Genomic DNA, 14,311 nt, shown 5'->3' with positions numbered 1-14,311 from the left:
ACTCGGGATTGGAGAGTCACGTGACGTGGGCCGAAGGAGGCGAGAACGCACCGCGTCGGATCGGATTGGTCGAAGACCACGAATCCGTCGCGATCGGTCTCGCCGCGATGCTTGCGCCGGAACCTGATCTCGATCTGGTGCTGGCCTCTGGCACCGTGCCGGACCTGCTGAACGCCGCCGATGGCGCGCCGAAGCTGGACTTGGTCGTGCTCGATCTGCGACTGGCCGACGGGTCGACACCCGAGGACAACGTGCGCGCACTGCGTGACCGCGGCATCGAGGTGCTGGTTTTCACCGGAGCGGACAACGCGTTCCTGGTGCGCTCCGCGGCGCGCGCCGGTGTGCTCGGAGTAGTGCGCAAGTCCGAGGATGCGCCGACCGTGGTTGCCGCGGTGCGCCGCGCGGCGTCGGGCGAACAGGTGGTCACCACCGACTGGGCGGCCGCCATCGATGGTGATCCACAGTTGTCCGACGTGGGTCTGAGCCCGCGCCAGGAAGAAGTGCTGACGCTGTACGCGTCCGGCGAGAAGGCGTCCCGGGTCGCGCGGCTGACCGGTTTGTCCGAGCAAACGGTCAACGACTATCTCGGCCGGATCCGGCAGAAGTACGCCGACGCCGGGCGTCCGGCGCCGACCAAGACCGACCTGTACAAGCGGGCGGTAGAGGACGGATGGCTACCGGTTCCCGAGCGGCATCCACGCGGATGATCGCGTCCAGCATGCTGGACACCCCGCAGCCCGCCCGCTCCATCCCGCTCGACCGACCCCGTACGAGCCGTTGGCGCCGCAGAATTGCCGCGGTGTCCAGGGAGAAGGCGTCCGAGGGCGGCTCCGGCCGCATACTGCGCAGGCTCGGTCTGGCCATCGGGATCGCGGGGGTGATCGCCGCGATCGTCGAGCTACCCGAGATCGCCGACCAAACCCGGTTCGTGCCGTTCGGATGGACGGTGGTCGAGGTGGTGCTGGCCTTCGGGTTGTTCCCGGTGCTCGCGATCGTCTCGGTCGGAATGAGTTGCCGCGCCGTCCAGTACGTCGCCGGTGTGGCGGCCGTGAGTTTCGTCGCCGCGATGGCGGTGGTCCCGTTCGCCTATTCGCAGCCCGAGGCCGATGGTGCCTCAGTGTGGCTGTACCGGGTACTCGCGCTGGGTGTCCTTGCGGCCGTCCTTGCTTGGCCTCCGCCGCTGGCCATTGCGTACCTGTTGGTCAGCGCCGCACTCGGTGCGCTCGCGAATCTGGCCGTGCTGCGGGAGACCACAATGCTCTCACTGCTGGGTGATTTCGCCAGGGCAGCCGGGCTCAGCGCGTTGTTTCTGTGGTGCGCTATCCATGCCAGGGTCGCCGCCGACCGAGTCGACCGCGAGTCGGCGATAGAGAGCAGTCGGGCCGCGGCGGTCGCGGGCGCGGCGGCCAGGGAGCGCGAGCGGGCGCGCTTCGCCGCTCTGATCCACGACGCCGTGCTTTCGACTCTGCTGGACGCTTCGCGCGGCGGAACGGAATCGCCGGTGCTGCGCCGACAGGCCGAGCGGACTTTGGAACAACTCGACGCATGCCGGGTCGGCGAGGTCGAACCCGACCGGTTGGACGCGCAGTCCGCGATCGGGTTCCTGCGCTCGGCAGTGCACGAGGTAAACCCCGGCATCCGGTTCACCGCGCGCCGCTGGGCGGGATTCGACGATCTGCACCTGCCGGTGGAGGCCGCGAGCACGATCGCCGCGGCGCTGGCCGAGGCAGCACGCAACAGTTTGCGTCACGCCCCGTTCGCGGGACGTGAGGTGCGGCGTACCGTCACCGTGACGATCAGCGCGGGCGGAATCCGCGTGGTGTTCCGGGACGACGGCGCTGGTTTCGACCTGAGTGAAGTACCCGCCGATCGGCTCGGTATCTCGGTGAGCATCCTCGGCCGTATGCGCCGCCTCTCGGGCGGCGCCGGATTCGTGGAATCGCAGCCGGGTGAGGGCACGACTGTGACACTCGTGTGGGGTAGCGATGGCTGACCAGGACACCGGGTCCGGACTGCGTGATCTGCTGGGCCTGCGCGACCGGGCGGCCTGGCTGTTCCTGATCATCCTCGAGGCGACCATCGTGTTGTACATGGTTCGGAATTTCTCGGAATCGCGCCTGGTCGCCGCGATCGCCGCGCTGGTGCTGCTCGCGGCGGCCGGGGTCGTGGTGCTGGTGGTCCCGGTGGATCCGCTGCCCTGGCCCGCCAGCGTGTACGTTGCGGCCTCCGGTCCTCTGGCGACCACCCTGACCTCGTTCGACGTGGAGCACGGGTCATCGAGACAAGTGTGGACGGCGTTCGCCTCGTCGTACCTGCTGGCGGTGCTGGTGCTGCGCGGACGGCTGGGCGCGGCCTGGCTCGGTGTCGCGGGTATCGGTGTGGTGATCGCGGTGGTCGGTGTGGTGGCAGGACCGCGATCCGGTGTGGTCGTCGGCTCGATAGTCCCGGTCGCCACGGTCGCGGGGGTGTCGCTGTTCGCGGCGATTATGCGCCCGACCCAGCGTTCGCTGCGTCTGCTGCGTGAGGAGGCGACCATGCGCGCTGCCGCGGAGGCCGGTATGGCCGCGCAGAACGGGGAACGGAACCGGCAGCTGGCCAGGCTGGATGCGGTGGTGCGGCCGATCCTGGAGCGCATCGCCGACGGCGACGAGCTCACCGTGGGGGAGCGCGAGCAGTGCAGACTCCTGGAAGCCGAACTGCGCGATGGACTCAGGGCGCCGCAGCTGGTCACCGACCAGCTCAGCAGCGCCGCACGTGGCGCACGCTCGCGCGGCGTGGAGGTGGTCCTGCTCGATGACGGCGGTTTCGCGGGAGTCCCGCGCGGAGTACGTCGGCAGGTGATCGAAGCGGCCACTCGCGAATTGGACGCCGCGAACGAAGGGTCGGTCACGGTCCGTGTCCTGCCGGTCGGCCGGCGCATTCTCGCAACCGTGCTTGCGATGGCGTCGGATCAGGACCGCCGCTTGGAGATCGACGCGGCGGGCGTGGTGACCGTATCGACCTAGCGCGGTCCACAGCGGCTTGGGGGCGCCGACGGGCCGATCGGCGGCTCGACCGCCGCGACAAACCTGTCGGTCCCGCATGGCAAAGTTCCCTTCATGCGGAACATGAGTGCGGCGGCGGCGCGTCGAACGGCGTTGGCGGCGCAGGGTTTCGGTGCGCGCAGGCCCGCGCGGGTCACCCGGCGGTCTGTACTCGGGGTGCTGGACAGAACCCAACTGCTGCAACTGGATTCGGTGTCCGCGGTGGTGCGAGCGCACTACGCGCCGGTGTTCAGCCGGATCGGGGCTTATGACCGCACGCTGCTCGACCAGGCCGCGTGGAGCGACGGCGTGCGGCGGCCGCGTGCACTCGTCGAGTACTGGGCACACGAGGCCGCGCTCATTCCGGTCGAGGACTGGCCGCTGATGCGCTGGCGGATGTCGCAATACCAGCACGGGCGCTGGTCCGGCATGCGCAAGGTCGTGGAGCGCAATCCCACGCTGGGCAAGGACATTGTGGACGTGATCACCGAGGTCGGAGCGGCCACCGCCGGCGAGGTGGAACGCCATCTCGAACTGGACAAGCCGCGACCCAAGGGTTCCTGGTGGAATCTCAGTGACACCAAGATGATTTGCGAGCAACTTTTCGCCGCCGGTTCACTCTCCGTGGCCGAACGCGTCGGGTTCGCCAGGCACTACGACCTCACGGAGCGGGTGATCCCGGCGGAGGTGCTGGCGCGCACTGTTTCCGAACAGGACGCGGTGCGCGAGCTGGTGCGCCGCGCGGCCATCGCGCACGGCATCGGCACCGAGACCGACCTGCGCGACTATTACCGCCTGCACCGTACCCAAACCGAACCGGCCATCGCCGACCTGGTGGACGCGGGTGAGTTGATCCCGGTGGCGGTCGAGGGGTGGGACAAACCCGGCTTCCTGCGGGCCGGTGCGCCCACGCCGCGCCGTGTCGAGGGCGCCGCGCTGCTGTGCCCGTTCGACCCGCTGATCTTCTTCCGCGCTCGGACCGAGCGGATCTTCGACTTCCACTACCGGATCGAGATCTACACCCCGGAACGCAAACGGGTGCACGGCTATTACGTCTTCCCATTCCTGCTCGACGGCGAACTCGTCGGCCGCGTCGACGTGCGCGCGGAGCGATCTACCGGTCGCCTGCGGGTGCCGGGGGCGTTCGCCGAACCCGGGTACGACACCCTGGCTACCGCGCACGCACTCACCGGTGCGCTGCGTGAGATGGCCGACTGGCTCGAACTCGACGAGGTGGTGATCGGTGACCGGGGCAATCTCGCCCCGCTGTTGTAGCCGGTGACGTGGCCGGCTCGGGCGCGCCGTGGAATCAGGCGTCGCGTTTCGACCCGTACCCCCGCATCTGGTCGCGCAGCGCGCCGTGCACGGCGCCGGACAGCCACGAGTTCAGCGACTGACCGCTCTGTGCGGCAGCCTCTTCCGCGCGCGCCTTCATCTGCTCGACCAGCCGGAGCGTGACGCGGCTGATATCGCCGGTCATCTCCTCGAACGTCGGTGCCTCGTCGGTTGCGGTGCTCTTGCGCACATCGATCGAGGCATCTGTGCCGTCGACCGACACGTGCACCGTTCGGTCGCCGAGCGCTGCACCGACCTCGGCGGCGAACTCGGACAGCGCGGCGAGTAAGACCAGCCGTGCCGAGCCGTCCGTTGCCGTGGCCAGCGCTGCCGCCGTGGCCTGGGTCTTCTCGTCGCCGAGTGCGCCGGCCGCGATCAGGTTCTCGCGCAGTTGCGTGGTGTACTTGTTCAGATCCATGACATCAGTGTGGCGTCATCGACGATGTCTTACAAGGGTAAGTGCGACATCATTGTGCTGTCGTGGGAAGCGATTCGCCGGGCGGGCAGGTCCGAACGTCGACGAGGGTGTCGAGGGCGTGTCCTAGACCGGGTAGCCTTTCTGACCATGACGAACGGTGAATCGACGCCAACGGAGCTGCGCGCGTCCGGCACAGTAGGCGTCGCGATGGTGACCCCCTTCAGTGTCGACGGCAAGCTCGACGTCGATGCCGGGGTCGCGCTCGCGGCCCGCCTGGTCGACCGCGGTGTCGACCTGCTCGCGATCTCGGGAACCACCGGCGAATCGCCGACCACCACCGAATCGGAGAAGGCAGACCTGCTGCGCGCCGTTGTCGATGCCGTCGGCGACCATGCCACCGTGATCGCGGGGGCAGGAACCTACGACACCGCGCACTCGATCGAGCTTGCGCGCAACGCGCAGCGCGCGGGCGCGCACGGTTTGCTCGTGGTGACGCCGTACTACTCCCGGCCCAGCCAGGCGGGTTTGGTCGCGCACTTCACCGCCGTCGCAGATGCCACCGATCTGCCGGTCACCCTGTACGACATTCCGGGCCGGTCGGTCGTCCCGATTGCCAGCGACACCATCCGCACGCTTGCCGAGCATCCACGCATCGTCGCGGTCAAGGATGCCAAGGGTGACCTGAACATGGGGGCGGAGCTCATCGCGAACACCGGCCTGGCCTTCTACTCCGGCGACGACGCCCTCAACCTGCCGTGGCTCTCGGTGGGCGCGGTCGGATTCATCAGTGTCATCGGGCATCTCGTGCCTGAGCGGTTGCGCGCGCTGCTGGCGGCCTACACCGCCGGTGAGGTGGGCCGTGCCCGCGAGATCAACGCCACGCTGCTGCCGCTGAACACCGCGATGGCCCGGCTCGGCGGCGTCGCGATGAGTAAGGGCGGGCTGCGGCTGCTCGGCATCGAGGTCGGTGAACCGCGGCTGCCACAGCTGATGCCCGACGCTCGGCAACTGGAAATGCTGGCCGCCGATCTGCGGACCGCCGGGGTGATTTCATGAGTGATCCTGTGGCCCGTCGCCCTCGCCGCGGTGCGTCCCGTGCCTCCGGAGCGCCTGCACCGTCCACGCCGGTCGACCAGACGAAACGGACCGAACAGCCCAAGCGCGCCGAACATCCCGAGCCCGCGGCACCCGCCGAGGTGACCGTCCAGGCCGAGGTGACCGTGCCGCCCGAGAGGAAGGCGAAGAAGTCCGCCCAGGCGAAGCAGGACCCCACGCCGCGCGACGGGCAGCCGCGGCGTTCGGGCCGGGGACGCCAGCAGCCCGGTCGTGGCCGTGCCGAAGCGCCCGCTCCGCCGCCGAATCCGGTCGCCGCACACGACCGTCTCGGCGCCCCGCCCGCCCTACCCAAGCAGGGTCTGCGCGTTTTCGCCCTCGGCGGCATCGGCGAGATCGGCCGCAATATGACCGTTTTCGAGTACGGCGGCAAGCTGCTGATCGTTGATTGCGGTGTGCTGTTTCCGGAGGACCAGCAGCCCGGCGTCGACCTGATCCTGCCCGACTTCCGCCCCATCGAGGACCGGATGGACGACGTGGTTGCCGTCGTGCTCACCCATGGACACGAGGACCACATCGGCGCGGTGCCGTTTTTGCTGCGGCTGCGGCCGGACATACCAGTCATCGGGTCACGATTCACCCTCGCGCTGGTAGCCGCGAAATGCCGGGAGCACCGCCAGCATCCGAAGCTGATCGAGGTGACCGAGGGCCAGCACACCACACACGGCCCGTTCGGCTGTGAGTACTTCGCGGTCAATCACTCCATTCCCGACGCGCTCGCCGTCGCCATCCGCACACCCGCCGGTGTTGTTCTGCACACCGGTGACATCAAGCTGGACCAGCTTCCGCTGGACGGACGACTCACCGACCTTGCCGGATTCTCCCGCCTCGGCGACGAGGGCGTCGACCTGTTCCTGGTGGACTCCACCAACGCCGAGGTGCCCGGCTTCGTCACGCCGGAGCGCGAAATCGGCGGCGTGCTGGACACCGTGATCGGCAAGGCCCGCCACCGAGTGATCGTCGCGTCGTTCGCCAGTCACGTACACCGCATTCAGCAAGTGGTCGACGTGGCCCAAAAGTACGGGCGGCGAGTGTGCTTCGTCGGCCGTTCGATGGTCCGCAACATGCAGATCGCCCAGGATCTGGGTTATCTCACCGTGCCGGACGGCGTGGTCGTGGACCTCGATGTCGCCGCGACGCTGCCCGGCGATCGGCTGGTGCTGATCTCGACCGGTTCGCAGGGCGAGCCGCTGTCGGCGCTGTCGCGGATGGCCCGCGGGGACCACCGTCAGATCAACATCCGCGCCGACGACCTGGTGGTGCTGGCCTCCTCGCTCATCCCCGGCAACGAGAATTCGGTGTTCGCCGTGGTCAACGGCCTTGCCAGGCTCGGAGCCACGGTGATCACCCAGCAGAACGCCAAGGTGCACGTCTCCGGGCACGCGTCGGCCGGCGAGCTGCTGTACCTGTACAACGCGGTGCGGCCGACCAACGCGATGCCGGTGCACGGCGAATGGCGGCATCTGCGCGCCAACGCGGCTCTGGCCGTGTCGACCGGTGTGCCCGAAGACCGGGTAGTGCTCGCCGAGGACGGCGTAGTGGTCGATCTGGTCGACGGCATCGCCTCGATCGTCGGCCGGGTGACGGTCGGGCACGTGTACGTCGACGGGCTCTCGGTGGGTGATGTCGGTGAATCGACGCTGTCGGACCGGCTCGTGCTCGGCGAGGGTGGTTTCATCTCGATCACCGTCGCCATCGATGAAACCACCGGCAAGGCGGTGAGCACCCCCGAACTGAGCGGACGCGGCTTCTCCGACGATCCGACCGCGCTCATCGCCGCGGCGGAACTGGTGGAAATCGAACTGCTGAGACTGGCAGGAGAGGGTGTCACCGACACCCACCGGATCGCGCAGGGTGTGCGCCGGGTGGTCGGTCGCTGGGTGGCCGACAAGTATCGCCGTCGCCCGATGATCGTGCCGACCGTGATCGGCGTCTGACCACCGACCGAACGAAAAGCGCCGGACGGCGCGGGGCCGTTCGGCGCTTTTCGTTCGGTCGGGCGCGGTTACTCCTCGCAGGCCGCGGACTCGATCTTCGCGCTCTTGACGATGTTGCAGGCGAAGGTGTGGTCGACCTTCCATTCGCCGCCCTCGGAGACGAACTGGATGAAGGCGTTGTCCACCGGGGTGCCGTCGATGGTGACTTTCGCGTCGGCCTTCAGCTTGCCGTCTTTCGGATCGCCCACATTGGTGACCTCGACCTTGACGTTCTGCTTCTTCGCCGCGTCGACCAGGTTGGCGACCAGGTAGGGATCCTGCTCGGCGGCCTGGATCCAGCTGATCTTCTCCTTGTTCGGCACGTTCGGATCGAACGCCTTCTGCAGCCGCTCGTTGAGCTGCTGTACCGAGGGCTTGGCCAGCGCTGGCGCGGACGGGGTGGTCGGCGCGGAGCCGGTCTCCTTGTCACCCTTGTCCGAGCCGCCCTCCAGTTCGCCCGGAGTATTGCTCGGGTTGGCGCTGGTGCTCGGGGACGACGAGTCGTCGTTGGAGGCGCAGGCGGCCAGTGAGCAGGCCGCCGCGGTGAGAACGACTGCCACGGCGGTCCGGAAAATGCGATGCTTCACGATGTTTCCTTCGACTCGAATCCCGGACATCAGCCGTGGTTGGACGTGCAGTTCCAGTGCACGATGTAGGCGTCGGAACTGTTATTGGACAAGGCTCGGCTCTGCGCGGCACGGCGCGACGAGGCGTACGCCCAGCTCCAGTTGCCGTTGCTGCTGGAGTACGCCACGGCGCCGCACCCGTTGGCGAACCAGACCCTTGTGCTGCAGTCCGCTGCGCCGCAGGAGCTGATGGCGCGTCGCTTTGCGGCAGCGGAGTCCGGGTAGTCGTAGGAATACCCGATCAGCCCGGTCGAGGTGGACAGTGCGATGGCGCCGTAGTTGTTGGTGTAGGCATGTGCCGCAGGTGCGCTGATGGCCAGCGCGGTACCCGCAGCCGCCAGCACGGCCACACCGCTAGCAAGCTTCTTCACGGAGGATTTGCCCTTCTTGTCATTGGGTCCACGACCCGATGGACCGAGTGACAAAGGTACATAGCCGACTCTCATTACGCTAGCCGGAGATTCCCGGGGTAGGGAGTTCGCGTTCCCGCGACGAGGACGGTGCGGGATCTCGCCGCGCATGTGGTGATTCGCGAGCGGCGGCCCGACGCCGCACCGGGAATCCTGCTGAAGCCGATCGCAGGCTACCTCGACCGGGTGCAGACGAAGGCGGCGAGCAAACCGTTTTCCGCGCTGCTGGAGCAGGTGCGCACCGGTCCGCCGTGGTGGTCGCCGCTGCGGCCGGTCGACGCGGTAGTCAACCTGTCGGAGATGTTCGTGCACCACGAGGACGTGCGCCGCGCCGCCCCGGGCTGGCAGCCGCGCGAGCTGACCGCCGCCGACGAGGACAAGCTGTGGTCGCAGGTGCGCAGGATGGCGTCGATGTCCTACCGGAAGGCGCCTGTCACGGTCGCCCTACGGACGCATGACGGCAGGCGCGTGGTTGCCAGGTCCGCGTCCGGCGTGGTGGTGACGTTGACCGGCAAGCCGTCGGAGCTGTTGCTGCATGCTTTCGGGCGAGACGAGGTTCTGCTGGAAACCAGCGGTGACGCCGACGCCGTCCGCGCGGTGCTCGACCTGGACCGCTCGGTGTGACTCCGTCTTGCACGCGGCTGCGACCGGCGATACCAGTGTTGCGGATGGTCCGGATGGTGCGTTTGCGGCTAGCCTGGGTCCATGGCAGGTAAGTCCCGCAGCACCACGACGACTCGGGCGCGGGCGGGATCGGCGCGGGGGAGGACGACGGCACGGTCTCGCGCGGCCACGCCCCGCACCTCTGGGGCGCCGCGTCGGCGCACCACGCCGGTCCGGCGCCCGGTGCGTCGCAAGTCGGACACGGCACCGCTCGCGGTGCTCGGGCGCGGCATCAGCAGCGGCTGGACCATGCTGGCCCGTGCCGTCGGCGCCACCACCCGGACGTTGAGCCGGGCCGGGGAGATCGAACACGGACATCGCCGCGACGGCATCGCGCTCGCCTTGATCGCGCTCAGCGCCGTGATCGCGGCGGCAGTGTGGCTGTCGGCGGGTGGGCCGGTCGGGCACTGGGTCGAGGACGTCATCCGCGCGGTGTCCGGGTCGGCTTCGGCGGGATTGCCTTTCGTCGCATGCGGGATCGCCGTCGTCCTCATGCGCACCGAGGCGCGGCCCGAGATTCGCCCGCGGCTCGTGCTCGGCGGGCTGCTGATCGGCTTGCCGGTCCTGGGGCTGTGGCACGTCGCAGCAGGCGCACCCTCCGATGCGCACGGGCGTTCCCACGCAGCCGGTTTCGTCGGCTTCGTGGTGGGCGGCCCGCTCACCGATGGTTTGACCGCCTGGCTCGCGGTCCCGATCCTGTTGCTGGCGATCGTCTTCGGTGTGCTGCTGGTGACCGGGACGACGGTGCGCGAGGTGCCTGACAAGTTCCGCCGATACTTCGGCACCGCGAGCGGTGGTGACGAATACGGTGACTACGGCGGCGAATTCGGAGAATTCGATCCGGCCGACTACGACGCCGACGGCTTCCCGGTGCACCGCTCCGGCTCGAAACGGCGTGGCCGCACGCCCGCCGAGAACTACCCGGCCGACGAGTTCGGCGATCCCGATGCCGTCACCGAGGTGCTCGGCGAGCCGCCGCTGCGCGATGCCAAGCCGATCGCGGTCGAGGAGCCCGCGCCGAAGCCGAAGCCGAGGCCGAAGAAACAACCTCCGGCCGCGGTGGCCGAGGATCAGACCCCGGCCGCGCCGAAGCAGCTCGAATTCGTTACCGATCGCGTGGTCGAGGGCGACTACACGCTGCCGCCGCTGTCCCTGCTGACCGACGGCGACCCGCCCAAGAAGCGCAGCGCCGCCAATGAATCGATGATCGAGGCGATCACCGAGGTCCTGGTGCAGTTCAAGATCGACGCGGCGGTCACCGGCTTCGTGCGTGGGCCGACGGTCACTCGCTACGAGGTGGAACTCGGGCCGGGCGTGAAGGTTGAGAAGATCACCGCGCTGGCCCGCAATATCGCCTATGCCGTCGCGACGGAGAACGTCCGGCTGCTCGCACCGATCCCGGGCAAGTCCGCGGTCGGCATCGAGGTGCCCAACGCCGACCGCGAGCTGGTCCGTCTCGCCGATGTGCTCAAGGCACCATCCACCCGTAACGATCATCACCCGTTGGTGATCGGCCTCGGCAAGAACATCGAGGGCGAGTTCGTGTCGGCGAACCTGGCCAAGATGCCGCATCTGCTGGTCGCCGGTTCCACCGGCTCGGGTAAGTCGAGCTTCGTGAACTCGATGCTGGTGTCGCTGCTGCAACGCGCGACGCCGGATGAGGTCCGGATGATTTTGATCGACCCGAAGATGGTGGAACTCACCCCCTACGAAGGCATTCCACACCTGATCACGCCCATCATCACCCAGCCGAAGAAGGCCGCGGCCGCGCTGGCCTGGCTGGTGGAGGAGATGGAGCAGCGCTATCAGGACATGCAGGCGAACAAGGTGCGCCACATCGACGACTTCAACAAGAAGGTGAAGTCCGGCGCGATCACCGCGCCGCTGGGCAGCGAACGGGTGTACAAGCCTTATCCGTACGTCCTGGCCATCGTCGACGAGCTCGCCGACCTGATGATGACCGCCCCGCGCGACGTGGAAGACGCCATCGTGCGGATCACCCAGAAGGCCCGCGCGGCAGGCATTCACCTCGTGCTGGCCACCCAGCGCCCGTCGGTGGACGTGGTCACCGGCTTGATCAAGACCAACGTGCCGTCTCGGTTGGCGTTCGCCACCTCCTCGCTGACGGACTCGCGCGTCATCCTCGACCAACCCGGTGCCGAGAAGCTGATCGGCATGGGCGACGGATTGTTCCTGCCGATGGGCGCGGGCAAGCCGACACGTCTGCAGGGCGCCTTCATCAGCGACGAGGAAATCCACGGTGTCGTCGACTTCGCCAAGAACCAAGCCGAACCCGACTACCAGGACGGTGTGACCGTTGCCAAGCCGGGGGAGAAGAAGGACGTCGACCCCGACATCGGTGACGACATCGACGTCTTCCTCCAGGCGGTGGAACTCGTCGTCACCTCCCAGTTCGGGTCGACTTCCATGTTGCAGCGCAAGCTGCGGGTCGGCTTCGCCAAAGCGGGGCGGCTGATGGACCTCATGGAGACTCGCGGCGTCGTCGGTCCGAGCGAGGGGTCCAAGGCGCGCGACGTGCTCGTCAAACCCGATGAGCTGGAAGGGTTGCTGTGGTCGATCCGCGGCGGCGGTGCGGGCGGCGAAGGAGCCGAGCCCGAGGAGTGATCCCTGAGCACGGTGGCAGTTCGGACATCCGGCGAGGGTCTGCGAAAGACACGGTCAAGGGCCGCTCCGGGCGATCATCCGCCGATTTCGCCGACCCTGGCCCCGGTGCCCGGGTGAACGCCTGTGAAAGTATGCTCGGCAACCACCCCGCAAGCAGAAGCGAACGGACAAATCGGGCATTATGGACACCATGACTTTCCCTGCCGATCGGCGCACCGCATGCAGGTAACCGCACTCGAATGGGGAATCACCGTCGCGGTGATCCTCGGCTTGTTCGTCTTCGACTTCTTCGCGCACGTCCGCACGCCACACGAGCCGACGTTCCGGGAATCCGGATTCTGGTCCGCCGTGTACATCGGGTTGGCGCTGGCCTTCGGCGGCGTCGTCGCCTGGCAGTGGGGATCGACGTTCGCGGGCGAGTACTACGCGGGCTTTGTCACCGAAAAGGCGCTCTCGGTGGACAATCTGTTCGTCTTCCTGATCATCATGTCCACCTTCGCGGTACCGCGGATCTACCAGCAGAAGGCGCTCCTGATCGGCATCGTCATCGCCTTGGTGATGCGCGGTGTGTTCATCGCCGTCGGTGCGGCCGCGATCAGCGCGTTCAGCTGGGTGTTCTATCTGTTCGGCCTCTTTCTCGTCTACACCGCCGTCACGTTGATCCGGGACAGCGGCCACGAGGTCGAGCACGAGCAGAAGCGCGACAGCCGCATCGTCGCGCTTGCCAAACGGATGCTGCCGACTACCGAGGAGTACGACGGCGACAAGCTGGTCACCAAGATCGACGGACGCCGCGCGATGACACCGCTGTTGCTCGCACTGCTGGCCATCGGGTTCGCCGACCTGCTATTCGCACTGGACTCCATCCCGGCGATCTACGGCCTCACCGAGGAGCCCTATCTCGTCTTCACCGCGAACGCGTTCGCTCTGATGGGCTTGCGGCAGCTGTACTTCCTGATCGGCGGGTTGCTCGACCGGCTGGTCTACCTTTCCTACGGTTTGGCGGCCATCCTCGCGTTCATCGGTGTGAAGCTGGTGCTGCACGCGCTGCACGAGAACACGCTGCCGTTCGTCAACGGCGGTGAGCACGTCGTTGTCCCGGAGATCTCCACGTCGGTCTCGTTGGGTGTCATCCTCGTCATCCTGATCGTCGCGACGGTCGCGAGCCTGGTCCGGACCCGCGGCGCGGCACGCACCCGGGTCGGTCGATAGCCCGGTACCCGTTGTCGACCGTGATCAGGGCGCGAAGGCGCCCATCACGGGAACCCATTCGACCGCGCGGACGTCGTCGATCAGGCCCTCCCGCGCGAACGGATCCCGCGCCAGCAGCTCCTTCAGCTGTCCCGCGTCGTCCGACCGGAAGAGGAGCAGCGCGCCGGACCCGTCCGGGTACGGTCCGCTGCTCAGCAGGGTGCCGGATTCGACCAGAGCGGCCAACCAGGTCCGATGCTCGGGACGGTGGGTGTCGCGTTCGGCGATGGTGCTGTCGGAGTAGACGTAGTGGACGGCGAAGATCGGCATGAATGGATCGCTTCCTGTAGAGACGGACTCAGAGCGTCAGCAGCATTCGAGTATTGCCGAGGGTGTTCGGCTTCACGTAGCTCAGATCGAGGAACTCGGCGACACCTGTGTCGTAGGACCGGCACATCTCCGCGTACACCTCGGCGGTGACCGGGGTGCCGTCGATCTCGACGAACCCGTGTCTGCCGAAGAACTCCACTTCGAAGGTCAGCACGAACAGCCGCCGCAGCTCGATTTCACGGGCTACCGCGATCAGGCGCTGCACGATGAGCTTGCCCACACCGGAGCCTTTGACATCGGGATGGACAGCCACCGTTCGTACCTCGCCGAGGTCGGCCCACAGTACGTGCAGCGCGCCACAGCCGACGACGCGGCCGTCCAGCTCGGCAACCCAGAACTCTTGCACTGCCTCGTACAGCGTGACCAGGTTCTTTTCCAGTAGGATCCGGCCCGCGTAGGCATCGACGAGGCGCTTGATCTCGGGCACGTCGGAGGTTCGCGCGCGTCGGACAGCCGGGACAGAGGTCTGCGCGGCACAAGCCGCGCCCGGATGCGCGTCGCTGGTCGAACCACCTAATGGTCCCCGAGAGGTCATGGGGTG

14 protein-coding genes are annotated in these 14,311 nt (G+C 67.7%); 9 read left to right on the top strand and 5 right to left on the bottom strand.

Annotated features, from left to right (window positions below; translation table 11 throughout):
* The first annotated feature begins 20 nt into the window (after nt 1-20).
* The 4 genes from OH799_RS13460 (at nt 21) to OH799_RS13445 (ending at nt 4,298) form a co-directional block, all read left to right on the top strand.
* Nucleotides 21-707: a LuxR C-terminal-related transcriptional regulator gene (locus OH799_RS13460; RefSeq protein ID WP_406280110.1), complete on the top strand. Its 687-nt coding sequence runs from the start codon at nt 21-23 to the stop codon at nt 705-707.
* Complete coding sequence (locus OH799_RS13455; protein ID WP_406280107.1) at nt 671-1,993, top strand: ATP-binding protein; 1,323 nt, start codon at nt 671-673, stop codon at nt 1,991-1,993. The genes OH799_RS13460 and OH799_RS13455 overlap by 37 nt, the downstream gene beginning before the upstream one ends.
* Nucleotides 1,986-3,005, top strand: coding sequence for a hypothetical protein (locus OH799_RS13450; RefSeq protein WP_406280104.1), 1,020 nt, complete (start codon nt 1,986-1,988; stop codon nt 3,003-3,005). Before OH799_RS13455 ends, OH799_RS13450 begins: the two co-directional genes overlap by 8 nt.
* Nucleotides 3,006-3,098: 93 nt before the next feature.
* Nucleotides 3,099-4,298 (top strand): winged helix-turn-helix domain-containing protein, encoded by a 1,200-nt coding sequence (locus OH799_RS13445; RefSeq protein WP_406280101.1) that lies wholly within the window; start codon nt 3,099-3,101, stop codon nt 4,296-4,298.
* Between the two features lie 34 nt (nt 4,299-4,332).
* On the opposite strand, the gene OH799_RS13440 is transcribed toward OH799_RS13445, so the two are convergent.
* Nucleotides 4,333-4,776 (bottom strand): hypothetical protein, encoded by a 444-nt coding sequence (locus OH799_RS13440; RefSeq protein ID WP_406280098.1) that lies wholly within the window; start codon nt 4,774-4,776, stop codon nt 4,333-4,335.
* A gap of 147 nt (nt 4,777-4,923) precedes the next feature.
* Between OH799_RS13440 and dapA the strand changes: the two genes are divergently transcribed.
* Nucleotides 4,924-5,832 (top strand): 4-hydroxy-tetrahydrodipicolinate synthase, encoded by a 909-nt coding sequence (gene dapA / locus OH799_RS13435; RefSeq protein ID WP_406280095.1) that lies wholly within the window; start codon nt 4,924-4,926, stop codon nt 5,830-5,832.
* Nucleotides 5,829-7,826 (top strand): ribonuclease J, encoded by a 1,998-nt coding sequence (locus OH799_RS13430; RefSeq protein WP_406280092.1) that lies wholly within the window; start codon nt 5,829-5,831, stop codon nt 7,824-7,826. The genes dapA and OH799_RS13430 overlap by 4 nt, the downstream gene beginning before the upstream one ends.
* 68 nt (nt 7,827-7,894) lie before the next feature.
* Here the strand turns inward: OH799_RS13430 and OH799_RS13425 are convergent, their stop codons facing one another.
* Nucleotides 7,895-8,452, bottom strand: a complete 558-nt coding sequence (locus tag OH799_RS13425; protein ID WP_406280089.1) for a hypothetical protein — start codon at nt 8,450-8,452, stop codon at nt 7,895-7,897.
* Between the two features lie 29 nt (nt 8,453-8,481).
* A complete protein-coding gene (locus tag OH799_RS13420) occupies nt 8,482-8,862 on the bottom strand; it encodes a DUF4189 domain-containing protein (protein ID WP_406280086.1) in 381 nt (126 codons plus the stop codon).
* A 129-nt stretch (nt 8,863-8,991) separates the two neighbouring features.
* Here OH799_RS13420 and OH799_RS13415 point away from each other — a divergent pair, with 129 nt between their 5' ends.
* The 3 genes from OH799_RS13415 (at nt 8,992) to OH799_RS13405 (ending at nt 13,401) form a co-directional block, all read left to right on the top strand.
* Nucleotides 8,992-9,525: a TIGR03085 family metal-binding protein gene (locus OH799_RS13415; RefSeq protein WP_406280083.1), complete on the top strand. Its 534-nt coding sequence runs from the start codon at nt 8,992-8,994 to the stop codon at nt 9,523-9,525.
* A gap of 81 nt (nt 9,526-9,606) precedes the next feature.
* The gene (locus tag OH799_RS13410) at nt 9,607-12,189 is read left to right on the top strand and encodes a DNA translocase FtsK 4TM domain-containing protein (protein WP_406280080.1); all 2,583 of its coding nucleotides are present in this window, start codon (nt 9,607-9,609) and stop codon (nt 12,187-12,189) included.
* A gap of 219 nt (nt 12,190-12,408) precedes the next feature.
* Nucleotides 12,409-13,401: a TerC family protein gene (locus OH799_RS13405; RefSeq protein ID WP_406280077.1), complete on the top strand. Its 993-nt coding sequence runs from the start codon at nt 12,409-12,411 to the stop codon at nt 13,399-13,401.
* Between the two features lie 24 nt (nt 13,402-13,425).
* On the opposite strand, the gene OH799_RS13400 is transcribed toward OH799_RS13405, so the two are convergent.
* Entirely contained in the window at nt 13,426-13,710 is a 285-nt protein-coding gene (locus tag OH799_RS13400) for a YciI family protein (protein ID WP_406280074.1), read from the bottom strand.
* 28 nt (nt 13,711-13,738) lie between these two features.
* Nucleotides 13,739-14,305 (bottom strand): amino-acid N-acetyltransferase, encoded by a 567-nt coding sequence (locus tag OH799_RS13395; RefSeq protein ID WP_406280071.1) that lies wholly within the window; start codon nt 14,303-14,305, stop codon nt 13,739-13,741.
* Nucleotides 14,306-14,311 lie beyond the last annotated feature (6 nt).

Source organism: Nocardia sp. NBC_00881 (assembly GCF_045207455.1).
Classification (GTDB): Bacteria; Actinomycetota; Actinomycetes; order Mycobacteriales; family Mycobacteriaceae; genus Nocardia.
Note: the sequence above shows the minus strand (reverse complement) of the source record. Positions and strands in the feature narration are given on the sequence as shown.

Excerpts from the sequence above, each read along its gene's own strand:
- OH799_RS13410 (WP_406280080.1), top strand. The coding sequence starts at position 9,607 with ATGGCAGGTAAGTCCCGCAGCACCACGACGACTCGGGCGCGGGCGGGA.
- OH799_RS13430 (WP_406280092.1), top strand. The coding sequence starts at position 5,829 with ATGAGTGATCCTGTGGCCCGTCGCCCTCGCCGCGGTGCGTCCCGTGCC.
- OH799_RS13405 (WP_406280077.1), top strand. The coding sequence starts at position 12,409 with ATGCAGGTAACCGCACTCGAATGGGGAATCACCGTCGCGGTGATCCTC.
- OH799_RS13400 (WP_406280074.1), bottom strand. The coding sequence starts at position 13,710 with ATGCCGATCTTCGCCGTCCACTACGTCTACTCCGACAGCACCATCGCC.
- OH799_RS13395 (WP_406280071.1), bottom strand. The coding sequence starts at position 14,305 with ATGACCTCTCGGGGACCATTAGGTGGTTCGACCAGCGACGCGCATCCG.
- OH799_RS13440 (WP_406280098.1), bottom strand. The coding sequence starts at position 4,776 with ATGGATCTGAACAAGTACACCACGCAACTGCGCGAGAACCTGATCGCG.
- dapA (WP_406280095.1), top strand. The coding sequence starts at position 4,924 with ATGACGAACGGTGAATCGACGCCAACGGAGCTGCGCGCGTCCGGCACA.
- OH799_RS13445 (WP_406280101.1), top strand. The coding sequence starts at position 3,099 with ATGCGGAACATGAGTGCGGCGGCGGCGCGTCGAACGGCGTTGGCGGCG.
- OH799_RS13455 (WP_406280107.1), top strand. The coding sequence starts at position 671 with ATGGCTACCGGTTCCCGAGCGGCATCCACGCGGATGATCGCGTCCAGC.
- OH799_RS13450 (WP_406280104.1), top strand. The coding sequence starts at position 1,986 with ATGGCTGACCAGGACACCGGGTCCGGACTGCGTGATCTGCTGGGCCTG.